We start from the raw sequence: 24837 nt of genomic DNA, 5'->3' as shown, positions 1-24837 counted from the left end.
AGGAGGTCGATCGATGGCACGCCTGTTCGGGACCGACGGGGTCCGTGGCCTGGCCAACGCCGAGCTGACGCCGGAGCTGGCGCTGGCCCTGGCGGCCAGTGCCGCCCGCGTGCTCGCCGCGCACGACCGCTCCCACCGGCCGGTCGCGGTCGTCGGCCGCGACCCGCGTGCCAGCGGCGAGATGCTGGAAGCCGCGGTCGTGGCGGGCCTCACGTCCGCCGGTGCCGACGTCCGCCGCGTCGGCGTGCTGCCCACCCCGGCCGTCGCCTACCTGGTCGGCGCGCTCGAGGCCGACCTCGGCGTGATGATCTCCGCGTCGCACAACCCGATGCCCGACAACGGCATCAAGCTCTTCGCCGCGGGCGGGCACAAGCTCCCCGACGGCATCGAGGACGAGATCGAAGCCGGCGTGTCCGCCGACGCCGTCCGCCCCACGGGCGCCGGGGTGGGCCGCGTCACGGACGTCGAAGACGCCCTCGACCGCTACGCCACCCACCTGCTCGGCGCCACGCCGCACCCGCTGGCCGGGCTCAAGGTGGTCGTCGACTGCGCGAACGGGGCGTCGTCGGCCGCCGCGCCCGAGGTCTACCGCCGGGCCGGTGCCGAGGTGGTCGCGCTGCACGCCGACCCGGACGGCATCAACATCAACCAGCACTGCGGCTCCAACCACCCGGAGAAGCTGCGCGAAGCGGTCGTCGCCCACGGCGCCGACCTCGGTATCGCGCACGACGGTGACGCCGACCGCTGCGTGGCCGTCGACTCCGCCGGCGAGCTGGTGGACGGCGACCAGATCATGGCCGTCCTCGCGCTCGCGCTGGCCGAGGCCGGCGAGCTGACCAAGGACACGCTGGTCGCGACCGTGATGAGCAACCTCGGCCTGCACCTGGCCATGAAGGCGCACGGCATCCACGTCGTCACGGCGGCGGTGGGCGACCGGTACGTCTTGGAGGAGCTGCGCGCGGGCGGTTTCGCCCTCGGCGGCGAGCAGTCGGGCCACGTCGTGCTCCCGGCCCACGCCACCACCGGCGACGGCCTGCTGACCGCGCTGCGCCTGATGAGCCGCATGGCCGAGACGGGCAAGTCCCTGGCCGACCTGGCGGCCGTGATGAACCGGCTGCCGCAGGTGCTGGTCAACGTCCCGGTGGCCGACAAGGCCGCGGTCGCGGACTCGTCCGAGGTCCGCACCGCCGTCGGGGAGGTCGAGGCCGAGCTGGGCGAGGAGGGCCGGGTGCTGCTGCGCCCGTCCGGCACCGAGCAGCTGGTCCGCGTGATGGTCGAAGCCCCGGCCCAGTCCACCGCCCAGGCCGCGGCCGACCGCCTGGCCGGCGTGGTCTCCGCCGTTTCCTGAGTCTGCCGCGGCTGTCGTGAGTGGTAATTGGGGTTCTAACCCGAATTACCACTCACGACAACCCGCGCCGAGGCCAAGCCGTGGAAGACCGGGTGGGTCTTCCAGCGGACTTCGCCCACCCGGCACCCGCCGCCGAGAAGCTTCGCCAGCGCGGTGAGGGCGATCTCACCCTCGGCCACCGCCACCCCGGAGCCCGGGCACGCGTGGCGGCCGAGGCCGAACGGCAGGCCGTCGGCGAGGGAGATCGCCACCGGGCCGTCCGGGCCGAACCGCAGGACGTACCGGGCCGGGCAGATCGCCGTCACGAGCTCCCGCACGCTTCGCGGACCGGAAGTGGCGAGTTCGAGGCCCGCGCAGGCCAGGAAGTTCAGCGAGTTCTCGTACGCCGCGTGAGCCAGCACCACCGCGTTGATCATCAGCTCGTCTTCGTCGAGCCGCCCGGCCGTGTGCGCCTCCCGCAAGGCCGTCAGGCCGCCCGGCCCGGCCGGCGCCCGGCTCAGCTGCACCGCCAGCCGGAACGCCGACGCCTGCCCGGCCCGGTCGGTGCCGCCGAAGACGTCGAGGTTCGCCGTCGTCGCCTCGAGGTGGTCCAGGAACACGTCGTCGAGGGGCACGCCCAGCACCGCCGACGTCACCGCGCCCGCCACCGGCCGCGCGAAGTCGCGCACCAGGTCGAACGACGTCCCCAGCCCCGCCACTGTCGCTTCGATCCCGGCTCGCAGGGCTTCGGGGAGCGGCTCCAGCCCGGCGATGATCTCCCGGAGCACCGCGCGCACCCGGGTGTGATCTTCGCCGTCCCGCAGCAGCACGCTGGGCGAGCCGCCGCCCGGATCCGACGTCAGCCCGGGTGACCGCAGGGCACGGGCGCACGCGTCGCGGCCGGAGACCACCCCGATGCCGTGCCGTTCGAACTCGTCCATCGCTTCGACACGGTAGGGCAGGATGGGCCTGTGCCGCCCGCAGCCGTCCCGGATGACGTCCTCGCCACGCCGTTCACGGACCACCTGCTCCGCAACGCCGCCGAAGACCGGCCCGCGTTCACCTGCCGCACCTTCCCCGGCCCCACCGACCACACGCTGACCTGGCCGCAGGTGCTCGCCCGGGTCCGCGGCGTCGCCCGCGAGCTGCGGCGCGTCACCCGGCCGGGCGACCGCGTGGCGATCGTCGCCCGGCAGGACCTCGGCTACGTCACCGCCTTCCTCGGGACGCTCTACGCGGGACGCGTCGCGGTGCCGCTGTCCGTCCCGACCGGCCGCACCGGCCGCGCCCGGATCGAGTCGGCCTTCGCGGACGCCACCCCGGCGGCCTGCCTGACCTCGAAGGACCTGCTGGAGAAGGTTCCGCCGGTCACCGCGCTCGCCGTCGAGGACATCGAGCCCGACGACGCCGAGTCGCCCGCCTCGGTCGTGGTGACCGACCCCGCGTACCTGCAGTACACGTCCGGCTCGACGCGCCGCCCGGCCGGCGCGGTGATCTCGCACCGCGCGCTGGTGGCCGCTTGCTGGCAGACCACGCGGTGCTACCACGCCGACGCGTCGACCCCGCTGGCCGGCTGGGTGCCGTTCTTCCACGACATGGGCCTGGTCCTGCTCATCGGCACGCCCGTCTTCCTGGGCTCGCGGTCGGTCTTCTTCACCCCGATGGAGTTCGTGCGCGATCCGCTGCGCTGGATCCGGCTGCTGGCCGAACACCCGGGCGTCGTCACCGCCGCGCCCAACTTCGCCTTCGACCTGGCCGCCGAGGCGGCGGCCGACCTCGAAGCCGTCGACCTCTCGCGGGTGAACTCGCTGCTCAACGGCAGCGAGCCGGTCCGCGCGGCCACCGTCGAGGCGTTCGAGCGGGCCTTCGCCCCCTTCGGGCTGCCGCGGACCGCGCACAAGCCGTGCTACGGGCTGGCCGAGGCGACGGTGTTCGTCACGAGCGCGGGCGACGAGGGGCCGACGATCACGGCGTTCGACGGCGAGCCGCGCGTGTCGGTGGGGCGGCCGTACGGCCAGCGGATCCGCATTGTCGACAAAGAGATCCAGGTGTCCGGGCCGAACGTCGCCGACGGCTACTGGGGCCGCGACGACGTGATCGCCCCCGGCGGCTGGCTGCGCACCGGCGACCTCGGCTTCGTCCACGACGGCGAGCTGTACGTCACCGGCCGGCTCAAGGACCTGATCATCGTCGACGGCCGCAACCACCACCCGCAGGACATCGAGGCGACGGTCGAGGCCGCACACCCGGCCATCCGGCGGGTCGCCGCCTTCGCGGTGCGGGACGGCCACGGCGAAGGTGTCGCGGTGGTGGCCGGGTGCACCGTGCCGGACGCCTCGGTCGAGACGGCCGTGCGGCGGGCCGTCTCCGCGGCCCACGACCTGCCGCTGCGCGCCCTCTGGCTGGTGCGGCCGGGCGAGGTGCCGCGGACCTCCAGCGGCAAGGTCTCCCGCGTCGCGGCTCGCGAGCGCTGGTGGGGCCAGAATGAGCGGCATGGCTGACCCGGGCACCTACGTCGACGAGATCCGGCGGATCATCTCCTTCGCGCTGGAGATCCCGCCCGAGCGGCTCACCGAGACCACGCCGTTCGACGACCTCGGCATGACGTCCCGGCAGCGGATCCAGCTGCTGTCGCGGGTCGAAGTGACCTACGGCGTCTCGGTCGACATCGACGAACTCGACCGGCTGGTGGACATCCGCGGCGTCGCCGAGGTGATCTCCGAGGCGGTCGCGGCGCAGCACGCCGGCCGGTAGCTCCCGGCCGGGTGCACTTCGCGGAAGCCCAGGTCCGGCGCCCGGCAGGGCGCTAGACTCTGTGTGCATCTGCGACGGCACCGAACGGCGTCCGGGCGCGTCACAGTCCCGGAACGTCTGGGGAACTGTGGGATCGAAGGGGGCAGCGACCATGCCGAACGGCTACGAAGCGAGTTCGGAGGCGATGACGCGGGCGCAGATCCGCCTGGCGGACGTCGCCGACGACCCGGCGAACGAAGCGAAGAAGGTCGCGCCGACCGAAATCGTCGCGGGGGACTTCGGTCGCGTGCACCAGGAGAGCTTCGGCAAGTACAAGGCCGGGATCGACGAAATCGGCGCGGGCATGACCGGGCTGTCGAACGCCCTGCTGAACCTGGGCAGCGGAATCGGGTCCGCGGGCGCCAAGTACACCGCGCAGGAGCAGAACGCCGGCGCGACGGCGAACCAGGCCGGGGGTAACCGCTGATGGCCGAATGGGCTGACATCAAGAAGGTCCTCGACGACCCGAACGTCTCCATGGCTGCGAAAACCAAGCTCATGGAGGAGTACAGCGAAGACTCCGTCTACTTCACGGACGAAGAAGAAGCGTACGCCAACAAATACATCGAGAACTACTCCGACAACAGCCTGAGCAACGACTGGCTGCCGGGGTCGACCGAAGACGTCGACGAAGCGCTGCAGGAAGCGCAGCAGGAAGCCGCGGCCAAGAAGCAGGAACACGACCGCGACACCGCCGCGCGCGACCAGGCGAAGAAGAACCTCGACGGAATCGGCGCGCCGACGTTGGGGGCCGGCGCGAAGAGTTCCGACGAACAGCTCGACCAGGGCAACGTCGCCGTCGACATGCTGGCGAAGTGGACCGACGAGGTCTGGAACAAGTTCGGCCAGAAGCGGGATTCGCAGAAGGAGCTCAAGGACAAGTTCCACGAGAACCGCGGGATCCAGTACCAGAAGTTCCTGGGCGACGCCGACGACCTGGCCAAGGCGCACAAGGTCGTCGAGGACGCGCTCACCAAGAGCGACACCGAACTCCAGACCCTTTTCGACGCGTGGAAGGGCAAGGGCGCCAACGCGGCCGAAATCAAGTACGACGAGACGATCAAGCCGCACGCCAAGGAGCTGTCGCAGCAGATCGACGGCGCGGCGAAGCTGATCCCCCAGACCGTGACGCAGGTCTTCACCGCGGTCAAGAAGAAGGTCGACGAGGTCCTGCAGCTGCACCGCCCGGTGATCGCCGAGGCCGACATCCCGATGGCGCTGGACGTCCTCAAGATCGCCAACAACGAGACCGAGGAATTCGACGACTTCATGAAGGTCGCCGGCTGGATCGACGCCGTGAACGCCAAGCACGGCAACAACTCCAACCTGGCCGAGCGCCTGCAGAACGACGACGGCTGCTTCAACCAGGAGAACATCGACTACGGCCGCAACGTCTGCCGCTACTGGCGCGACGGTGCCTTTTCGACCGAGTACAAGAGCCTGATCACCGCGTTCGACGGCTCCTGCAAGGCCGCCAAGGACACGATCGACCAGCAGTTCGGCGCGCTCGCGCGGTACATGGACGGCTACCGCAACCAGCTGACCGAGGCCAAGAACGAAGGCGGCGGCGACAAGACCGGGAACACCGGCAACACGGGGAACACCGGCAACACCGGGAACACGGGCAGCACCGGGAGCGGCAGCACGGGGAGCTCGGGCAGCACCGGAAGCGGCTCCACGACGCCGTCGGCCGCCGAGCCCCCGAAGGCCGAGGAGCCCGCGAAGCCGGAAGAGGGCAAGAACCCGATCACCGGGAAGCCCCTCGAAGTCGACCCGTCGACCGGCGAGCCGTACCCGATCGACCCGAAGACCGGCGAAGCCATCAAGGACGCCGACGACACGGACACGGTGTCGGTCAAGAAGGGCGACAACACGATCACGATGTCCGAGCCCGACAAGGAGGGCAAGCAGGACATCTCCGTGGACGACGGCCAGGGCCACAAGAAGGACTACCACCTCGACTGGGGTGACGACGACAAAGCCGAGGCGGGCAAGGACGCCGCGGGCAAGGACGGCGACAAGGCGTCCTTCGGGCCGCAGGGCAGCCAGCCGGCGGTCAAGGAGGGCCAGCCCTCGGCCGACGGCTCCTACAAACCGGGTCCGGACGGCAAGATCCACATCCAGGACGGCAACCTCAAGATCACCGCGGAGCGGCCGCAGGGCCCGGACGGCCCGACGATCGTGACGGTCGACGACGGCAAGGGTGAGCCGACCACCTACACCCTGGACGAGAAGGACGACCCCAAGGCCGGGGACCTCAAGGCGGACGCCCTCAAGGCCGACGTCAAGCCGGTGGGCGTCGGCGCGGACATCCCGCATGATCCGAACGCCGAATCCCCGCTGACGAAGGACCCCGCGCCGGCCAACCCCGACCCGGGTTTCACCCGCAGCGAGGGCGCCTCTGGTGGCGGGTTCACCGCCCCCGGCGGCTTCGACGGCGACCTCGGCGGCGGAGGCAGCGTGGGAGCCGAACCCGCGGTGGCGACGGCCGACGCGGGCGCCGGGACCGGCGCCGGTCCCGGCGGGGACGCGACCACGACGGCCGGCGCGAGCAGCTTCGGCTCGGCCATCACCGGCGGCGGGTCCCCGGACTTCGCCGGCGCCGTCTCGCTCGACCCGGGCGCCCAGACGGGCAGCGACACCTCGCTGCCGATGTCCGACGGCGGCGGTGGGCTCGGCGCGACTCCGGTCGACCCGGGTGTGCACCAGGCCGCCGCGAGCTCGTCGGGCATGAGCGGCATGTCGGGGATGGGCGGCATGGGGATGATGGGCGGCATGGGCGGCGCGCCCGGGGGCGGAGGTGGCGGCGACCAGCAGCGCGGGCCCAGCCAGTACCGCATCGAGGGTGGCGTGTTCGAGACGAGCGGCGCGAAGGGCCGCATCAGCGGCTCGCTCGACGACGAGGGTGACCGTTCGATCCGGTACGACCGGTGACGAGGGCCGGAAGGGCCGAGGAGGGCCAATGAGTGAGCTTGCGAACGAATCATTCAACACAGCGCTCGCCGCTCAGGCCGAGCTGAGCGTCAGCGAGGCCGGCGCATGAGTAGCGCCGAAGACCGGTATCGCGCGGCGATTTCGACGATGGAAGCGGCGGCGCGGGAGCAGGACGAGCAGCGGGGGCTGCGCGAACGCCGGCTCGCCGAGGCCCAACAGCAGGCCCAGGAGGGCATGCGGCAGGAGCTGGCCGCCACGCAGAAGTACGCCGAGCACATGGACGAGCTCAACAAGCGCAAGCAGAGCGCGGGCGGCTGGGCGACGGAGAAGACGCTGGCCGACAAGTCCCGCGAGTCGCTGATGGAGTTCGGCGTCCACGACGAAGAGGCGGACACCGGCTACACGAACTACCCGACCCCGAGCTACGGAACGCCGGTGGCGGCGGCCCCGCCGCGCCCGGAACCGGCACCGGAACCGCCGCCGGCGGCGCCCGAGCCGCCGCGGCGCGGGCGGCACGCGCGTCAGCCCGACGACGAGGACGACTTCTCCAGCACGAGCTGGCTGGTCTGACCCGGGCCCGCCTGCGTCAGTGGGCGGGCTCTTCCTCACGTTCGATGGGCGCGCGCTTGACGTCCGCCTCGAGCAGGGGGCGGTACCGGTCGGTGCCGGTCAGGTGGGTCAGGAAGAACGCCGTGAACAGGGCGCGGGTGAGCTGCTGCGTCCCGCGGTGCGGCTTGCCGTGCATGAACAGCTGCGACCAGTGCCTGCCCTCGGTGACGCCCAGGTGGGACGCCTTGCCGAGGAACCGCAGCTGGACGTCATCGCCGCCCCAGGCGCCGGCGATCGCTTCGGCGTGCGCGACGGCGGGGGCGACCAGGTCGTCTTCGGCGGCGAGGTGCAGCCCGGGGACGGTGATCGCCTTCGCCGACTCGGTGGCCGGCGGCAGCGTCTGAGCGGCGGTGATGGTGGCGACGGCCTTGATCCGCGGCTTCTCGCTCTGCGCGTCCTGCGCCGCGGCGAGGACGGCCGAGCCGCCGCCGGTCGAGTGACCGGCGAGGCCGAGCTTGCCGGGATCGACGCTGATGCCGTCCGGCCCGAGCCGCACGGTGGTGACGACGTCCAGGGTGGTCAGCAGGTCGGCGGCCAGCAGCCGGTGCGAGGGCAAGGGGCCTTTTTGCGTGGCCGGCGCGGCGGCGACGATGCCCCAGCTCGCGAGGTGCCTCAGCAGCCCCCGGTACCGATCGGGCGGCTGCAGCCACCCGTGCCCGAAGGCCACGGCCGGCAACCCGAGCCCGGCGCGCGGCGTGAAGACCACGCCGGGCAGCCCGACCAGGGCGAGGTTGCCCCGCAGGACCTCGTGCGGACCCGGATGCGTCAACTCCGCGAGCAGCTGCTTGGGCTTGCTGGCCATGGTCGAGACCCTACTGTGCGAGCCCTCCCGCGGCTCGCCCGCCGCCCCGGCGCGCCGCAACAGCCGGCCCACCCACCCGTGCGGCCCCCACCCGGTAGGCCCGCCCACCCGGGCGGCCCCACTCGGTAGGCGCGCGCGCCCGAACGGTCGGCCCGCGCACCTGGAGTCGGCCCGCGTTCCCAGACGGTAGGCCCGCGCGCCCGGACGGTCGGCCCGCGCACTTGGAAAGTCAGCTCGCGTTCGCAGACGGTCGGCTCGCGCACCTGGAGGGTCGGTTGGCGCATCTGGAGGGTCGGTTGGCGCACCTGGAGGGTCGGTTGGCGCATCTGCGCGGTCGGCCCGCGGGGGCGCCCCCCGTTTTCCACTTTACCGGCAGGCACCGACAGTTTCGGCCGCCAAGCCGCCCACCAGGCACGCGGCCCGACCGCGAGATACGCCAGCCGACCGTCCAAGTACGCCAGCCGACCCTTCAGGTACGCGAGTCGTCCGTCCAGGTACGCGAGTCGTCCGTCCGGGTACGTCCATTGGTTCGAACCACCGCGGCCGCGTCCGTGCAGGTCGACGAGGGTTCACGGACCCCGTCAGGCCGCCGGACATCCCTCGTTAGGCTGGTGACCGTGTGTGGAATCGTGGGATATGTCGGGCACCGCCCGGCTCTGGACGTCGTCCTCGGCGGGCTCCGGCGCATGGAGTACCGCGGTTACGACTCCGCCGGTGTCGCGGTCCTCGACGGCGCCGGTGCGCTGACCGTCGAGCGCAAGGCGGGCCGGCTGGCCAACCTGGAAAGCCGGCTCGACGAGGTCGGCCGCGAGCACTTCGGCGGCACCGCCGGCATGGGGCACACCCGATGGGCCACCCACGGCGCGCCCGTCGACCGCAACTCGCACCCGCACCGGGACGCCTCGCAGCGCGTTGCCGTCGTGCACAACGGCATCATCGAAAACTTCGCCGCCCTCCGCACCGAGCTCGAAGCCGACGGTGTCGAGATGGCCAGCGACACCGACACCGAGACCGCCGCCCACCTGGTGGCCCGTGCGTACACCGAAGGCGACACGAAGGGCGATCTCACCGCCAGCGTCGCCGCCGTCTGCCGCCGGCTCGAAGGCGCGTTCACCCTCGTCGTGACGCACGGCGATCACCCGGACACGATCGTGGCCGCGCGCCGGTCGTCGCCGCTGGTCGTCGGGGTCGGCGACGGTGAGCACTTCGTCGCCTCCGACGTCGCCGCCTTCATCGAGCACACCCGCGAGGCCGTCGAGCTCGGCCAGGACCAGCTCGTCGTCATCACCCGCGACGGCTACGACGTGCTGGACTTCCACGGCGACGCCGCCCAGGCCAAGCCGTTCACCGTGGACTGGGACCTCTCCGCCGCCGAAAAGGGCGGCCATGAGTACTTCATGCTCAAGGAGATCGAGGAGCAGCCCGAAGCGCTGGCGAACACGCTGCGCGGGCACTTCGAGTCCGGCCGGATCATTCTCGACGAGCAGCGCATCTCCGACCAGGACCTCCGCGACGTCGACAAGGTCTTCGTCGTCGCCTGCGGCTCGGCCTACCACTCCGGCCTGGTCGCCAAGTACGCCATCGAGCACTGGACGCGCCTGCCGGTCGAGGTCGAACTCGCAAGTGAGTTCCGCTACCGCGACCCGGTCCTCGACCGCGACACGCTCGTCGTCGCCGTCTCCCAGTCCGGCGAGACGGCGGACACGCTCGAAGCCGTCCGGCACGCCCGCGAGCAGAAGGCGCGCGTCCTCGCCGTCTGCAACACCAACGGCGCCCAGATCCCGCGCGAGTCCGACGCCGTCCTCTACACCCACGCGGGGCCCGAGATCGGCGTCGCCTCGACCAAGGCGTTCCTCGCCCAGATCGCGGCCAACTACCTGGTCGGCCTGGCGCTGGCGCAGGCCCGCGGCACGAAGTACCCGGACGAGGTCGCCCGCGAGTTCGCCGAGCTGGAGGCCATGCCCGCGGCCGTCCAAAAGGTACTGTCCACTGTGGAGCAGGTGCGGGACCTCGGCCGCCGGATCGCCGACTCGAAGGCGATCCTGTTCCTCGGCCGCCACGTCGGCTTCCCGGTCGCCCTCGAAGGCGCGTTGAAGCTCAAGGAACTCGCGTACATGCACGCCGAGGGCTTCGCGGCCGGCGAGCTCAAGCACGGCCCGATCGCGCTGATCGAAGAGGGCCTGCCGGTCGTCGTCGTGATGCCCTCGCCGAAGGGCCGTGCGGTACTGCACTCGAAGCTCGTGTCGAACATCAGCGAGATCCAGGCGCGCGGCGCCCGCACGATCGTGATCGCGGAAGAGGGCGACGAGACCGTCCGCCCGTTCGCCGACGAGCTCATCGAGGTCCCCGCCGTGCCGACGCTGCTGCAGCCGCTGGTGTCCACCGTGCCGCTGCAGGTGCTGGCCGCGGAGATCGCCCGCGCTCGCGGGTACGACGTCGACAAGCCGCGTAACCTGGCGAAGTCCGTCACCGTCGAGTAAGCGGGAGGCCCCGCCGTGCAGGGAATCTGGACCACGGAACGGATTCGCGAGGCGGAGGGGCGGGCGTTCGCCGTCACACCCGACGGCGAGCTGATGCGCCGGGCGTCCTTCGGGCTCGCGGTACAGATCGCCGACCTCCTGGAGGACCACACCGGCGGCGTCTCGGGCCGCCGGGTCGTCCTGCTGGTCGGCTCCGGCGACAACGGCGGCGACGCCCTGTGGGCCGGCGCGTTCCTGCGCCGCCGCGGGGTGGCCGTGACGGCGGTCCTGCTCAAGCCCGAAAAAGCCCACGCCAAAGGGCTGAAAGCGCTGAAGCGGGCCGGGGGCCGTGTGGTGTCCGCCGAGGACGGTCCACAGTGGATCGCGAAGGCCGACGTCGTGGTCGACGGCATCGTCGGCATCTCCGGCCGCGGCCCTCTGCGGCCGGACGCGGCGCGGCTGGTCGAGCTGGTGGAAGCCCCGATCGTCGCGGTCGACCTGCCCAGCGGCGTCGACCCGGACACCGGCGCGGTCGACGGCCCCGCCGTCAAAGCCACCCGCACGGTGACGTTCGGCGCCCTCAAGCCGGTCCACGCGCTGGCGCCCGGCCACTGCGGCGAGGTCGTCCTGGTCGACATCGGCCTCGAGCTGGACCACCCCGACCTCCAGCGCCTCGACATCGTGGACGTCGCCGCGGCCTGGCCGGTGCCCGGCCCGGAGGACGACAAGTACAGCCAGGGCGTGGTGGGTGTCGCGGCGGGCTCGGCGACGTACCCGGGCGCCGCGGTGCTGGCCGCGGGCTCGGCGGTCCGCGCGACCTCGGGTCTGGTGCGGTACGCGGGCCACGCGGCGGACGTCGTCCGGGCGCAGTGGCCGGAGGTCATCGCGACCGGCACGGTCGCGGACGCGGGCCGGGTCCAGGCGTGGGTGGTCGGGCCGGGCATCGGCACCGGCTCCGAGGGGCGGGACGTACTGCGGTACGTCCTCGGCCGGGGTGTCCCGGTCTGCGCCGACGCCGACGCGACGACGATCATCGCGAAGTCCCCGGACGTCCTCGACGCCCGCGACCCGGACACCCCGCTGGTCCTGACCCCGCACGCGGGCGAGTACCAGCGCCTGATGGGCCGGGCACCCGGAAAAGACCGGGTGGCCGCCGCGCGCGAAGCGGCGAAGAAGTACGACGCGGTGGTGCTGCTGAAGGGGCACTGCACGGTGATCGCGGCCCCGGACGGCCGGATCGCGGTGAACCGCCCTCGAGGAGCCTGGCTGGCCACGGCCGGCTCGGGTGACGTCCTGTCGGGCCTGGTCGGAGCCCTCCTGGCGGCCGGTGTGGACCCCTGGCTGGCCGCCGCCGCGGCAGCCGACGTGCACTCGCTCGCCGGCGCGATCGCGGCCCAGAACGCCCCGACCTCGGCCTCCGGCCTGGTCCACGCGATCCCGGAGGCCATCCGTTCGATCCGCTCGCTAACGACCTGAGAAGACTTATCGAGTTCTCTGTTAACTTCGCGCGGCAAATCTGGTAAGAAGGCCGTGTGAGCGGCGGCACAGCAGCATCCGGAGACCGGAAGACCCGGCCGTCCGATGCCGTCGTCGAGCAGCGGCGGCAGGACATCCTCGACCACGTCATCGAGCTGGGCGAGGCGCGGATCGACGACCTGACCAGCCGCTTCAAGGTCAGCCTGATGACCATGCACCGCGACCTCGACGACCTGGCCGAACGCCGGCTCCTGCGCAAGCTGCGCGGCAAGGTCGAGGCGTACCCGGCGCTCACCATCGAGACCGCCGCCCGCTTCCGCGACACCCTCCACCACGGCGAGAAGGAAGCCCTCGGCGAAGCCGCCGCCAAGCACGTGCAGCCCGGCCAGACCGTCTTCGTCGACGACTCCACCACGCTGCTCCCGCTGGTCAAGCGGCTCGCCGAGATCGACGCCCTGACCGTCGTCACCAACTCGCTGCACGCCGCCCGGCTGCTCGGGCCCAAGGTCGAGGTCGTCCTCGCCGGGGGCCGCTACAGCCACGAGTACGACTCCTGCGCCGGCCCCGAGGTCCTGAACCTGCTCGACTCGATCCGCGCCGACGTCTCGTTCGTCTCGGTCACCGCCGTCGCCGTCGGGCGGCTCTTCCACCCTGACCGCGATTACGCCGAGCTCAAGAAGGCCGCGCTGAAGGTCGCGAACCACACCGTCCTCGTCGTCGACCACTCGAAGTTCGGCCGCACCGCCACCTACGCGCACGGCGACGTCGGCGACTACGACCTGCTGATCACGGGCCAGGCCACGCCCACCGAGGAGATCGAGGCCGCGCTCAACGCGGGCACCGCGATCGAGATCGTCGAACACGTCGCAGAGGGGCAGCCCTATGACAGCTGAACTGGTCGCCGGCATCGACTCGTCCACCCAGTCGACCAAGGTCGTCGTGTGTGACGCCGAAACCGGCGAAATCGTCCGCACCGGCCGCGCGCCGCACCCCGACGGCACCGAGGTCGCGCCCGCCGCCTGGTGGGACGCCTTCACCGAGGCCACGAACGGCCTGCTCGACGGCGTCAAGGCCATCGGCGTCGGCGGGCAGCAGCACGGCATGGTCACCCTCGACGAAAACAACGAGGTCGTCCGGCCCGCGCTGCTCTGGAACGACACCCGTTCCGCGCAGGCGGCGCTCGACCTCGTCGACGAGCTCGGCGGGCCGTCGGCCTGGGCGAAGTCCGTCGGCTCGGTGCCGGTCGCCAGCTTCACCGTCACGAAGCTGCGCTGGCTGGCCGAGCACGAGCCCGAGCTCGCCGACCGCGTGGCGCGCGTGCTGCTCCCGCACGACTGGCTGACCTGGAAGCTCACCGGCGGCGACCCGGTCACCGACCGCGGCGACGCCTCCGGCACCGGCTACTTCTCGCCGACCGACAACGCCTACCGCCTCGACGTGCTCAGCCACGCCTTCGGCGGCCGGACGCCGGAGCTGCCCACCGTGCTCGGCCCGGCCGACGCCGCCGGCCACACCCCCGACGGCGTGCTCGTCTCCGCGGGCACGGGCGACAATATGGCCGCCGCGCTCGGGCTGGAACTCAAGCCCGGTGACGCCGTCGTCTCGCTCGGCACCAGCGGCACCGTGTTCGGCGTCGCGGAAACCGGCGCGGCCGACGTCAGCGGCGAGGTCGCCGGGTTCGCCGACGCCACCGGCCGCTTCCTCCCGCTCGCCTGCACCCTCAACGCCGCCCGCGTCCTCACCGCGACGGCCGCGATGCTCGGCGCGACGCTCAGCGAGTTCGACCGGCTCGCCCTGACCGCCGAGCCCGGCGCCGGCGGGCTGACCTTCCTGCCGTACCTCGACGGCGAGCGCACCCCGAACCTGCCTGGTGCCACCGGCTCGCTGGCCGGGCTGACCAGGGAAAACATGACCCCGGAGAACCTCGCGCGCAGCGCCGTCGAAGGCATGCTCTGCGGCCTGGCCGCCGGCCTCGACGCGGTGCGCGCGCACGGCCTCGACGTCCAGCGCGTGCTGCTGATCGGCGGGGGCGCCCAGTCGCGGGCCGTCCGCGCGGTCGCGCCGCTGGTGTTCGGGGTGCCCGTGCAGCTGCCCGAAGTCGCCGAGTACGTCGCGCTCGGCGCGGCGCGGCAGGCGGCCTGGGCCCTTGCGTCCAGTGCGGAACCCCCGTCCTGGCAGGAGAACCAGAAGCTCCGGCTCGAGCTGGACGAGCCGACCGAGGCGCAGCGCGCCGAGGGCCACCGGATCCAGCAGCGCCACCTCGAAGCTCGCGAAGCGGCTTACGGGGTCCGGCGGAATCTCGGAGAGGACTGACCGATGGCTTCCATCACCTACGACAAGGCGACCCGCCGCTACCCGGGTGCCGAGCGCCCCGCGGTCGACGCGCTGGACCTGGAGATCGCCGACGGCGAGTTCCTCGTGCTGGTCGGCCCGTCCGGCTGCGGCAAGTCGACCAGCCTGCGCATGCTGGCCGGCCTCGAGGACATCGACGACGGCGCCGTCTGGATCGGCGACCGCGACGTCACCCAGCTGCCGCCGCGCTCGCGCGACATCGCGATGGTGTTCCAGAACTACGCGCTGTACCCGCACATGACGGTCGCGCAGAACATGGGCTTCGCGCTGAAGATCGCCGGGCGGCCCGCGTCCGAGATCAAGCAGAAGGTCCTCGAGGCGGCGAAGCTGCTGGACATCGAGCAGTACCTCGACCGCAAGCCGAAGGCGCTCTCCGGTGGTCAGCGCCAGCGCGTCGCGATGGGCCGCGCGATCGTCCGCGAGCCGCAGGTCTTCCTCATGGACGAGCCGCTGTCGAACCTCGACGCGAAGCTGCGCGTGTCGACGCGCACGCAGATCGCCGCGCTCCAGCGCCGCCTCGGCGTCACCACGGTGTACGTCACGCACGACCAGGTCGAGGCCATGACGATGGGTGACCGCGTCGCGGTGCTCTCGGACGGCCTGCTGCAGCAGTGCGACACCCCGCGCGCGCTGTACGACAAGCCCGCAAACGCTTTCGTCGCGGGCTTCATCGGCTCGCCGGCGATGAACCTGGTGACCGCGAAGCTGACGGCTGACGGCGCCGAGCTGGGCGGCGGCAGCGTGCCGCTGACCCGCGAGGTCATCGCGGCCGCCGACGGCGACAAGGTGACCCTCGGCTTCCGGCCGGAGTCCCTGGAAGTGACCACCGAGGGCGACAGCTCGGTGCCGATCAAGGTCGACCTGGTCGAGGAGCTCGGCTCGGACGCGTACGTCTACGGCAAGCTGGCCGAGACCGACGCCGAAGGCACGAAGTCCAACATCGTCGCCCGCGTCGACCCGCGCACGCCGCCGGCCATGGGCGACACCGTCCACCTGCGGATCCGCCCCGACGAGCTGCACGTGTTCTCCGCCACGTCCGGGCTGCGCCTGCCCTGACCTCGGGTCATGGGAAACTGGAGGGCGCCATGACCTCCAGTTTCCCGCGGGCCCAGGTCGACATCGACCTCGACGCGATCCGCCACAACCTCACCCTGCTGGGCGCCCGCGCGCCCGGCTCGCAGGTGATGGCCGTGGTGAAGGCCGACGCCTACGGCCACGGCGCGCTGCCGGTGGCGCGCGCCGCGGTCGAGGCCGGGGCGTCCTGGCTGGGCACCTGCTCGCTCGGCGAAGCGCTCGCCCTCCGCGAGGCCGGGATCACCACGAGGCTGTTCAGCTGGCTGGACACCCCGGACATCGACTTCGCGGCCGGCGTCGAAAACGACGTCGACCTCGCGGCCAGCTCGCTGGGTGAGCTACGCCGCATCGCCGCGGCCGCGAAACCGGGTACCCGGGCGCGTGTGCACCTCAAAATCGACACCGGCCTCTCGCGCAACGGCTGCCCGCCCGCCGCGTGGGCCGAGCTGGTCGAAGCGGCGGCCGCCGAACCGCGGGTCGAGGTGGTCGCGATCTGGTCCCACCTCGCGTGCGCCGACGAGCCGGAGCACCCGGCGACCGACGAGCAGGCCAAACGCTTCGCCGAGGCCTACGACACGGCCCGCGCCGCCGGGCTCGACCCGCTGCGGCACCTGGCGAACTCCGCGGCCCTGCTCACCCGGCCCGACCTGCACTTCGACATCGTCCGGCCCGGCATCGCCACGTACGGGCTGAACCCGGTGCCGCAGGCCGAGGACCTGCGCCCGGCCATGACCTTCCGGTCCGCGGTCGCGCTGGTCAAGCGCATCGAAGCCGGCGAATCGGTGTCCTACGGGCACACCTGGACGGCTTCGCGCGACACGAACCTCGCGCTGGTCCCGGCCGGGTACGCCGACGGGGTGCCCCGCAGCCTGTCCGGGCGGATGGACGTCCACCTGGGTGGGCAGCGGCGGCCGGTGGCCGGGCGGGTCTGCATGGACCAGCTGGTCGTCGACTGCGGCGACTACGAACCGGCCGTCGGCGACGAGGTCGTCCTGTTCGGCGCCGGGACCCGTGGCGAGCCGACCGCCCGGGAATGGGCCGACAAGCTGGGCACCATCGACTACGAAATCGTCACCTCGATGTACCGCCCGAGAGTCCGGCGCCGGTATCTGGGGGAGCGCCCGTGACACCTTCACGACGACTGCTGGCCATCGCCGGCGGGGTCGGGGCACTGGCCACCGGGACCGCCGCCGCCATCGCCGTCGCCGCGCAGCAGCGGCGGCACAGTGAGGATCCGTACGTGGACGAGCCGCTGGGGGAGCTGAAGCCCGACCGCACTTCGACGGTCGCGGCCGAGGACGGCACGCCGCTTTCGGTCGAGGAGATCGACCCGGAAGACGGCGGCGAACCGGAACTGACCGTCGTGGGGGTGCACGGCTTCGCGCTTTCGCGGCGCTGCTGGCATTTCCAGCGCCGTGACCTGGCGTCGCTACGGCTGCCGCGCGTGCGCCAGGTGTACTACGACCACCGCAGCCACGGCCTGTCCGGCGCGGCTTCGGCCGAGACGTCGACCATCGAACAGCTGGCCCGGGACCTCGACTGCGTGCTGCGGTCCGTGGTGCCGGAGGGACCCATCGTGCTGATGGGGCACTCGATGGGCGGCATGGTCATCATGGAGCTGGCCGCCGAGTTCCCTTCGCTCTTTGAAGATCGCGTGTGCGGGGTCGCCTTCATCGCGACCGCCGCGGGCGAAGTCGGGGCACGCGGGTTGCCGCGTTCGCTGCTCTCGAAGTACAACCCGCTGACGCGCGCGGCCGGCGGTCTGGCCGGCTGGCAGCCCGGGCTGGTGGAGTTCGTCCGCGCGGCGGGCGGCCAGCTGACGCGGCAGGCGGTGCGCCGGCTGGCGTTCGGCAGCCGCGACGTCGCGCCCCGGCTCGTCGACTTCATGATCGAGATGCTGGAAGTGACGCCGGTGCGCGGGCTCGTCAACTTCATCGACACGCTCGGCAGCCACAACCGGTACGCGGCGCTGGCGGGCCTGAAGCACGCCGAAGTGCTGGTCATCGGCGGCGACTCGGACCGGTTCACGCCGTTCTCGCACGCCGAGCGGATCGCGGCCGAGCTGCCCGACGCGGAGCTGGTGCGCGTCCGCGGCGCCGGCCACATGGTCCAGCTCGAGCAGCCCGAGCTGGTGAACAGCCATCTGATCGATCTCCTGCAACGCTGTTCCGGTGTGGACGGCGTGACCTCGTCCCGGCGAACCTGGTGGTGGCAGCGTTGAGTTTCGTGTTCCCGACCCCTGACGACACGATGGACTTCGGGCGCGCGCTCGGCCGCGTGCTGCGCGCGGGCGACCTGGTCCTGCTGGCCGGCCCGCTCGGCGCGGGCAAGACGACGCTGACCCGCGGCATTGCGGACGGCCTCGGCGTCGGCGGCCGGGTCAGCAGCCCGACGTTCGTCCTGGCCCGCGTCCACCCGGCGGGCGCGGCGGGCGTGCCGCTGGTGCACGTGGACGCGTACCGGCTCGGCGGCGACCTGTCCCAGCTGGACGACCTGGACCTGGACACGGACCTGGAGCGCTCGGCGATCGTGGTCGAGTGGGGCGAGGGTTCGGCCGAGCGCCTGTCGGAGGACTACCTGGTGGTCCGGCTGGACCGCCGCGAGGACGACGTCCGCGAGGTGACGCTCGAACCGCACGGCACCTGGGCCGACCGCACCCCCGAACTCGCCAAGACCTCGTGAGTGGTAATTAGGGTTCTAACCCGAATTACCACTCACGAGGGGTAGTCGCTCTCAGCCGCCGTTGTACTGCTGGTAGGCCGGTGCCCGGAAGGTCCTGGTGCCCGCGCCCGCGATCTTGTCGACCGCGCGCAGGAACTTCGGCCCCATCTTCGCGCTCGCCTGCCGGACCGGGTGGGTGGCTCCGAAATCCTCCGGGTTTGCCTGGCCGTGCGCGAACATCGAGTAGATCAACACCGGCTTGCCCGCGGCGTCGAACATGATCCCCGCCTCGTTGCGGCCGTCGTTCAGCCAGCCCGCCTTCGTGGCGATCCTCGCCCGGTCGACGGACGACATCTCACGGCGGACACCGTCGGTGAACGCCACCTGCGACCGCAGGATGGACAGCAGGTACTCCGTCGACGCCGGGCTCAGCAACGTGCCCGCGACCAGCGCCTTCAGCAGGTCGTGGGTCTCGCGCGGAGTGGTCTGGCCGAGGAAGTAGCGGTTCGGGTTGGCCACCGGCGTGACCTGCGTCTTGGGGAAGCCCTTGGCCACCAGGATCTGGTTGATCTCGGCCGCCGGGACCACGAGCCCCACCAGCCGGACGCACGTGTCATCCGAAACCGTGAGGAACAGCGACAGGACGTGGCCCAGCGTGAACGCGCTCGGGTACGCCCTGTCCAGGATGATGATGCCGTCACCACCCGGCACGACGATGCTCGCCGGCACCTGGACCTGCTGGTCCAAGGTGAGCAGGCCGCGGTCGATCTTGTCCATCAAGGTGACCGCGACGGCCACCTTGTTGACGCTGTACGCCTCGACGACCTCGTCGGACGCCACGTCGACGGCCACCTGGTCGGCCACGCTGATGTAGGAGTTCCAGGTGCCGCCCGCCTCAGCGGCCGCGTTGTCGTAGACGCGCTTCACCTTCTGCCTGGCCCGGTCCGGTGTGGCCGGGCTGGCCTCGATGTCTGCCTCCTGCGCGGACGCGGGAGAGCCGGCCAGAATGCTTCCAGCGGCGACGGCGGTCCCCAAACCGAACGCCGCTCGCCTGTTGAGTCGATACCCCATCGCGAGATCCAACCACGGATGGGTGATTGACGTCGATCATCGATCCGGACTGACGACCGCCCGGGCGACCCCCAGGTCCACCAGGTCCTGCGGGCGCAGGTGCAGCTGGTTGGCGATGTCCGGCACCTCCGAAGCCGGTCGCTTGAGGATCGCCGCCGCCGCTTCCGGCGATGTCACCGAGAAGTACGCGTCCGGGGCCACCCACGTCGACCCGGCCGCGGCGAACGCCAGAGCCCCACCGGAGCCGCCTTCGCCGATCACCAGGGTCGTCACCGGGACCGAAGCCGTCGCCACCGCCTCGAACAGCTCCGCGATCGCACCGCCCGCGCCCGCCTGCTCCGCGGCCGCGTCGTTCGCCGCGCCCGGGGTGTCGACCAGGGTCAGCACCGGGACGCCCAGGCGGGACGCCAGCCGCACCAGCCGGGCCGCCGTCCGGAAGCCCGACGGCAACGTCGGGGTGCCGCACTGGGCCGCGTACGCGATCGTCCGGCCGTCGCGCCAGCCGAAGCCGCACGCCACACCCGGGTCCGCGCCGCCCACGCGGTCGCCGCTGATGTCTTCCCGCCAGTCGAAGTACGCGTCGAGGTACTCCGCCGCCCGCGCCCGTGACGGTGACCGCGCGGCCTGGACCGCCTCCCAGCCCGTCGAAGGCAGCGACGCGGCCCGCAGCGCGGAAGGCGGTGGGGCCGCGGCGGTCGAACGCGCGGTCAGCAGCCGCAGCCACCGTTCCAGCGTCGCCGGGAGTTCCTCGGGCGCGACCACGGCGTCGACCTGACCCCAGTCGTGGTGCGCCTCCGCGGTGTACGCCTCCGGCGAGCCCGGCGGCCGCACCCGCGAGCCCGCGAAGCCGACCTGCGCTTCCGGCAGCGCGAGCACGACGTCGGCGCCCGCGCCGAGCGTCGCCCAGCCGCCGCCGGTGGTCGGGTCGCGCAGCACCGAGATCTGCGGGATGCCCACCGACCGCGTCAGCGCCGACGCCCGCGCCACCCGCTGCAGCTGCATCAACGCGCGCATGCCCTGCTGCATGCGGCTGCCGCCGGTCGCGATCAGCGACACCACCGGCAGCCGGACGTCGCGGGCGTGGGCGAACGCCGCTTCGACGAGGTCGCCGGTGCGCTGCCCGAGCGACCCGCCGAGGAACCCGAACTCGAAGGCGATCAGCACGGCTTCGACGTCGCCGATCTTCGCCGTCCCGCAGACGACGGACTCCTTCTCGCCGGTGCGTTCTTCCGCCGCGGCACGGGCGGAGCGGTAGCCCGGCCAGCCGATCGGGCCGTCGGCCGGCTCCTCGCGCAGCGGCGTCGGGAACTCCGTGAAACCGTTGGCGATCGCGCCGACGACCTCGCGCGCCGGCAGCCTAGACACCGAGCGCCCGCTTCATGACCTTGCCCATGTCGTTGCGCGGCAACGCATCCAGGTAGCGGACCACCCGCGGGCGCTTGTGCGGCGCGAGCAGCTTCGCGACGTGGTCGGCGAGTTCGCCTTCGGCCGGTGGATCGCCGGCGGGCACGATCCACGCGACGATCCGCTCGCCGAGGTCGTCGTCCGGCTCGCCGGTGACGGCCGCCTCGGCCACGCCCGGGTGCTCGAGCAGCGCGTTCTCGATCTCGCCCGCGCCGATCTTGTAGCCGCCGCTCTTGATCAGGTCGGTCGCCTTGCGCCCGACGATCTTGACGTACCCGTCGACGTCGAGCGTGGCCATGTCGCCGGTGCGGAACCAGCCGCCGTCGAACGCGGCCGCGGTCGCGTCCGGCCGGTTGAGGTACCCGGTGAACAGGTTCGGTCCGCGAACCTGGATCTCGCCGACCGTCTCGACGTCGTCGATCACCTCTCCGGCGTCGCCGACCAGCCTGAGTTCGACGCCCCGTAGCGGCACGCCCACCGTGCCGGGCTTGCGCTCGCCGTCCGCGCGGACGCTGGTGTTCATCAGCGTCTCGGTCATGCCGTAGCGCTCGACGACCTGCCGGCCGGTCGCCGCGGTGATCCGCTGGTGGTCGTGCACCGGCAGCGCCGCCGACCCGGACACCAGGAGCCGCGCCTGCTTGAGCGCGTCGGCGAGCGCGGTGTCGGAGCCGACTTCGCCGGCGATCCGGTGGTACATGGTCGGGACGCCGAACATCATGGTCGCGCCGTTCGACAGTTCCCGTGCGACGCCTTCGGTCGAGAACCGGCCGAGGTGGCGCACCGAGCCACCGCGGCGCAGCGGGCCGAGGATGCCGAGGATCAGGCCGTGCACGTGGAACAGCGGAAGCGCGTGCACGAGGACGTCTTCGGAGGTCCAGCCCCAGGCGTCTTCCAGGGCGTCCAGTGTGGTCGCGAGCGCGCGGCGGGGGAGGACGACGCCCTTCGGTGGTCCGGTGGTGCCCGAGGTGTAGACGATCAGGGCGGGGGACTCGGCGTCCGGTTCCTCCGGGATCGGCGCTTTCCCGCCGGTCAGGGGAATGTCCCGGCGGGGCAGCGCGGCCAGCCCGGCGGGCAGCTCGACGCCCGGTTCGGCCAGCACGAGCGCCGGTTCGCCGTCGGTGAGGATGTGCGCGAGTTCGCGTTCGCCGATCTTCGGGTTCAGCGGCACCGCCGGCACCCCGGCGAGCAGCGCGGCGACGACCGCGACGCTCGTGTGCACGGTCGGCGTCGCCCACACCGCGACCCGGCCGGGCGGCAGCTCGCGGGCGAGCCCGCCGGCGACGGCGGCGAGGTCGTCGTAGGTCAGGACGTGGTCGCCGAAGCGCAAGGCAACCTTGGCGGCACCGGCGACGAGTGAGGGGAACAAGGGGTCGGGCACCGCGGGGACCTCCCAGTGTCGGACTCCATCCGCACGTTACCAATCCGACCGGAAGCAGGCCGACTTTCGAGCGTTACGCAACCGTTGCCACGCAGCCGGGGGCCGTGACTGCGGTCGGATTGGTAACAAACGGCACAGTACCGTGCCGATCCGTCCCCTGCAGCAAGCGGCTGAACGCGCTGGTCGTAGGCTGGGACACCGTGTTGGTACTGGCGATCGATACCTCGACCCCGGCGGTGACAGCGGGCGTCGTCGCGCTGGACGGCGGCCTGGTCGAGACCCGCGGTGAGCGTGTCACGGTCGACCCCCGCGCCCACGGAGAGCTGATCACGCCGCACGCGCTGGCCGCCGCCGAAGCCGCGGGCGTGACCCTCAAGGACCTCGACGCGATCGTTTCCGGCGTCGGCCCCGGGCCGTTCACCGGCCTGCGCGCCGGGATGGCCACCGCTGCCGCGCTCGGCCACGCCCTCGGCATCCCGGTGTACCCGGTCTGCAGCCTGGACGCGCTGGCCGCCGACGTCCCGCCGGGGGACGACGCTTTCCTCGTGCTCACCGACGCCCGGCGCCGCGAGGTCTACTGGGCCGCCTACGACGCGCAGGGGCGCCGCACCGACGGCCCGCACGTCCAGCGCCCCGCCGACCTCGAGACCGACCTCGAGGTCGCGGCCGGCGACGGTGCGTTGTTGTACGCGGACGCGCTCGGCGTCCGGCCGGTCGAGCCGCGCTTCCCTTCGCCCGCCGGGCTGGTGAAGGTCGCCCGGGATGCGCTGCTGGCGAAGGAGCCGCCGGCGCCGCTGACGCCGTTGTACCTGCGTCGTCCCGACGCCACCGAGCCCGCGGCGCCGAAACGGGTGACCGCCCCGTGAGACTCGAGCCGCTGCGCCGCATGGACATCGCCCGGTGCGTGGAGATCGAGAAGATCCTGTTCCCCGGCGACGACCCGTGGAGCGCCCGCGCCTTCCACTCGGAACTGGACGCGGGCAACTTCTACCTCGCCGCGCGCCCGGACGAGGGCGACGAGCTGCTCGGTTACGCCGGGCTGGCCGTCGTCGGGCGCCGCCGCGGCGAGTACGAGGCGACCGTGCACACCATCGGCGTCGCACCGGAACACCAGGGCCAGGGCATCGGCAAGGCGTTGCTGCAGGCCCTGCTGGCGCGGGCCGACGAGTTCGAGGCGCCGGTCTTCCTCGAGGTCCGCACGGACAACACCACCGCGCTCGCCCTGTACGAGCGCCACGGCTTCGAACGGCTCGGCATCCGGAAGCGCTACTACCAGCCTTCCGGCGCCGACGCGTACACGATGGTCCGCCCGGCGCGGACGCGAGACGGGGTGGCGGGCTGATGGCACGCATCATCATGGGCATCGAGAGTTCGTGCGACGAGACCGGTGTCGGCCTGGTCCGCCTGCACGACGACGGCACGGTCGAGCTGCTGGCCGACGAGGTCGCCTCCAGCGTCGAGCAGCACGCGCGGTTCGGCGGCGTGGTGCCGGAGGTCGCCAGCCGGGCACACCTGGAGGCGATGGTCCCGACGACGCAGCGCGCGTTCGCCACGGCCGGGCTGTCGATGTCCGATGTGGACGCGATCGCGGTGACGGCCGGGCCGGGCCTTGCTGGGGCACTGCTGGTGGGCGTCTCGGCGGCGAAGGCGTACGCGACGGCGCTGGACGTGCCGCTGTACGGCGTCAACCACCTGGCTGGGCACATCGCGGTGGACACGCTGCAGCACGGGCCGTTGCCCACGCCGTGCCTCGCGCTGCTGGTCTCGGGCGGGCACACGCAGCTGCTGCGCGTCGACGACATCGCGTCGTCGATCGTGGAGCTGGGATCCACTGTGGACGATGCGGCCGGGGAGGCTTACGACAAGGTGGCTCGGGTTCTGGGGCTCCCGTACCCGGGTGGGCCGCCGATCGACAAGGCGGCCAAGAACGGGAACCCTTCGGCGATCGCTTTCCCGCGGGGGATGACGGGGCCGCGGGATGCTGCCTTCGATTTTTCCTTCTCCGGTTTGAAGACCGCGGTGGCGCGCTGGGTCGAGGGCGCTGCTCGGCGCGGCGAGGAGATCCCGGTGGACGACGTCGCCGCGTCGTTCCAGGAGGCCGTGGCGGATGTGTTGACGGCCAAGGCGATCCGCGCGGCCAAGGAGCAGGGAATCGACACGATGGTGATTTCCGGTGGGGTGGCGGCGAATTCCCGGCTGAAGGAGCTGGCGGCGGAGCGTTGTGCTGCGGCGGGGATCGAGTTGCGGGTTCCTCGGCCTCGGTTGTGTACGGACAACGGGGCGATGATTGCCGCGTTGGGTGCGCATGTGGTGGCGGCCAAGCGGCCTACTGCGCCGCTGGAGTTCAGTGCCAATCCGGCGTTGCCGGTGAACGTGGTGTCGCTCTAGCGGCTGAAGTTACGTTCCCGCCACCCCGAAGCCTGATTGTGACTACGGCCGGCGGCACCGCGTCAAGGCGGGAAAGCGTGCCTTGACCCGGCACTACCGGCCGCGTTCT

22 protein-coding genes are annotated in these 24837 nt (G+C 72.2%); 17 read left to right on the top strand and 5 right to left on the bottom strand.

The window, feature by feature from the left end:
* The first annotated feature begins 13 nt into the window (after positions 1-13).
* Entirely contained in the window at positions 14-1348 is a 1335-nt protein-coding gene (glmM, locus tag ACWED2_RS43455; protein WP_449696359.1) for a phosphoglucosamine mutase, read from the top strand.
* Positions 1349-1383: 35 nt separating this feature from the next.
* On the opposite strand, the gene ACWED2_RS43450 is transcribed toward glmM, so the two are convergent.
* Positions 1384-2268 (bottom strand): cytochrome P450, encoded by an 885-nt coding sequence (locus ACWED2_RS43450; protein WP_449696358.1) that lies wholly within the window; start codon positions 2266-2268, stop codon positions 1384-1386.
* A 30-nt stretch (positions 2269-2298) separates the two neighbouring features.
* On the opposite strand from ACWED2_RS43450, the gene ACWED2_RS43445 reads away from it, so the two are divergent.
* The 5 genes from ACWED2_RS43445 to ACWED2_RS43425 all read left to right on the top strand — a co-directional run bounded on the left by ACWED2_RS43445 (position 2299) and on the right by ACWED2_RS43425 (position 7624).
* A complete protein-coding gene (locus ACWED2_RS43445) occupies positions 2299-3828 on the top strand; it encodes a fatty acyl-AMP ligase (protein WP_449696357.1) in 1530 nt (509 codons plus the stop codon).
* Complete coding sequence (locus tag ACWED2_RS43440; RefSeq protein WP_449696356.1) at positions 3821-4081, top strand: acyl carrier protein; 261 nt, start codon at positions 3821-3823, stop codon at positions 4079-4081. Before ACWED2_RS43445 ends, ACWED2_RS43440 begins: the two co-directional genes overlap by 8 nt.
* 151 nt (positions 4082-4232) lie before the next feature.
* Positions 4233-4547, top strand: a complete 315-nt coding sequence (locus ACWED2_RS43435) for a hypothetical protein (protein ID WP_449696355.1) — start codon at positions 4233-4235, stop codon at positions 4545-4547.
* On the top strand, positions 4547-7054 hold the full coding sequence (locus tag ACWED2_RS43430) for a WXG100 family type VII secretion target (protein WP_449696354.1): 2508 nt from the start codon (positions 4547-4549) through the stop codon (positions 7052-7054). Before ACWED2_RS43435 ends, ACWED2_RS43430 begins: the two co-directional genes overlap by 1 nt.
* Positions 7055-7159: 105 nt before the next feature.
* Entirely contained in the window at positions 7160-7624 is a 465-nt protein-coding gene (locus ACWED2_RS43425; RefSeq protein WP_449696353.1) for a hypothetical protein, read from the top strand.
* Between the two features lie 16 nt (positions 7625-7640).
* Here ACWED2_RS43425 and ACWED2_RS43420 read toward each other — a convergent pair whose 3' ends face one another.
* Entirely contained in the window at positions 7641-8465 is an 825-nt protein-coding gene (locus ACWED2_RS43420; protein ID WP_449696352.1) for a dienelactone hydrolase family protein, read from the bottom strand.
* A 617-nt stretch (positions 8466-9082) separates the two neighbouring features.
* Between ACWED2_RS43420 and glmS the strand changes: the two genes are divergently transcribed.
* From glmS to tsaE, 8 genes are read left to right on the top strand one after another with little or no spacing between them, the layout of a single operon-like run.
* Positions 9083-10945 (top strand): glutamine--fructose-6-phosphate transaminase (isomerizing), encoded by a 1863-nt coding sequence (gene glmS, locus ACWED2_RS43415; RefSeq protein ID WP_449696351.1) that lies wholly within the window; start codon positions 9083-9085, stop codon positions 10943-10945.
* Between the two features lie 15 nt (positions 10946-10960).
* Positions 10961-12400: an NAD(P)H-hydrate dehydratase gene (locus ACWED2_RS43410; RefSeq protein WP_449696350.1), complete on the top strand. Its 1440-nt coding sequence runs from the start codon at positions 10961-10963 to the stop codon at positions 12398-12400.
* A gap of 56 nt (positions 12401-12456) precedes the next feature.
* Complete coding sequence (locus tag ACWED2_RS43405; protein WP_449696349.1) at positions 12457-13293, top strand: DeoR/GlpR family DNA-binding transcription regulator; 837 nt, start codon at positions 12457-12459, stop codon at positions 13291-13293.
* Positions 13283-14713, top strand: a complete 1431-nt coding sequence (gene xylB / locus ACWED2_RS43400) for a xylulokinase (protein ID WP_449696348.1) — start codon at positions 13283-13285, stop codon at positions 14711-14713. The genes ACWED2_RS43405 and xylB overlap by 11 nt, the downstream gene beginning before the upstream one ends.
* A 3-nt stretch (positions 14714-14716) precedes the next feature.
* On the top strand, positions 14717-15808 hold the full coding sequence (locus tag ACWED2_RS43395) for an ABC transporter ATP-binding protein (protein ID WP_449658693.1): 1092 nt from the start codon (positions 14717-14719) through the stop codon (positions 15806-15808).
* Positions 15809-15837: 29 nt separating this feature from the next.
* Positions 15838-16953, top strand: coding sequence for an alanine racemase (gene alr, locus ACWED2_RS43390; protein WP_449696347.1), 1116 nt, complete (start codon positions 15838-15840; stop codon positions 16951-16953).
* On the top strand, positions 16950-18047 hold the full coding sequence (locus ACWED2_RS43385; RefSeq protein WP_449696346.1) for an alpha/beta fold hydrolase: 1098 nt from the start codon (positions 16950-16952) through the stop codon (positions 18045-18047). The genes alr and ACWED2_RS43385 overlap by 4 nt, the downstream gene beginning before the upstream one ends.
* The gene (gene tsaE / locus ACWED2_RS43380) at positions 18044-18508 is read left to right on the top strand and encodes a tRNA (adenosine(37)-N6)-threonylcarbamoyltransferase complex ATPase subunit type 1 TsaE (protein WP_449696345.1); all 465 of its coding nucleotides are present in this window, start codon (positions 18044-18046) and stop codon (positions 18506-18508) included. Before ACWED2_RS43385 ends, tsaE begins: the two co-directional genes overlap by 4 nt.
* A 51-nt stretch (positions 18509-18559) precedes the next feature.
* Here the strand turns inward: tsaE and ACWED2_RS43375 are convergent, their stop codons facing one another.
* The 3 genes from ACWED2_RS43375 to ACWED2_RS43365 form a co-directional block, all read right to left on the bottom strand.
* Positions 18560-19522: a serine hydrolase gene (locus ACWED2_RS43375; protein WP_449696375.1), complete on the bottom strand. Its 963-nt coding sequence runs from the start codon at positions 19520-19522 to the stop codon at positions 18560-18562.
* Positions 19523-19594: 72 nt separating this feature from the next.
* A complete protein-coding gene (locus tag ACWED2_RS43370; RefSeq protein WP_449696344.1) occupies positions 19595-20923 on the bottom strand; it encodes a carboxyl transferase domain-containing protein in 1329 nt (442 codons plus the stop codon).
* Positions 20916-22340 carry an acyl-CoA synthetase gene (locus ACWED2_RS43365; protein ID WP_449696343.1) on the bottom strand — a complete coding sequence of 475 codons (1425 nt, stop codon included), beginning with the start codon at positions 22338-22340 and terminating at the stop codon, positions 20916-20918. The genes ACWED2_RS43370 and ACWED2_RS43365 overlap by 8 nt, the downstream gene beginning before the upstream one ends.
* A 200-nt stretch (positions 22341-22540) precedes the next feature.
* On the opposite strand from ACWED2_RS43365, the gene tsaB reads away from it, so the two are divergent.
* From tsaB to tsaD, 3 genes are read left to right on the top strand one after another with little or no spacing between them, the layout of a single operon-like run.
* Entirely contained in the window at positions 22541-23206 is a 666-nt protein-coding gene (gene tsaB, locus ACWED2_RS43360) for a tRNA (adenosine(37)-N6)-threonylcarbamoyltransferase complex dimerization subunit type 1 TsaB (protein ID WP_449696342.1), read from the top strand.
* Positions 23203-23682 (top strand): ribosomal protein S18-alanine N-acetyltransferase, encoded by a 480-nt coding sequence (gene rimI / locus ACWED2_RS43355; protein ID WP_378189205.1) that lies wholly within the window; start codon positions 23203-23205, stop codon positions 23680-23682. The genes tsaB and rimI overlap by 4 nt, the downstream gene beginning before the upstream one ends.
* A complete protein-coding gene (gene tsaD, locus ACWED2_RS43350; RefSeq protein ID WP_449696341.1) occupies positions 23682-24728 on the top strand; it encodes a tRNA (adenosine(37)-N6)-threonylcarbamoyltransferase complex transferase subunit TsaD in 1047 nt (348 codons plus the stop codon). Before rimI ends, tsaD begins: the two co-directional genes overlap by 1 nt.
* Positions 24729-24837 lie beyond the last annotated feature (109 nt).

The sequence above is a fragment of the Amycolatopsis sp. NPDC005003 genome, assembly GCF_053600695.1.
The sequence above is the reverse complement of the archived record's forward strand: the minus strand, read 5'-3'. Positions and strand labels throughout refer to the sequence as shown.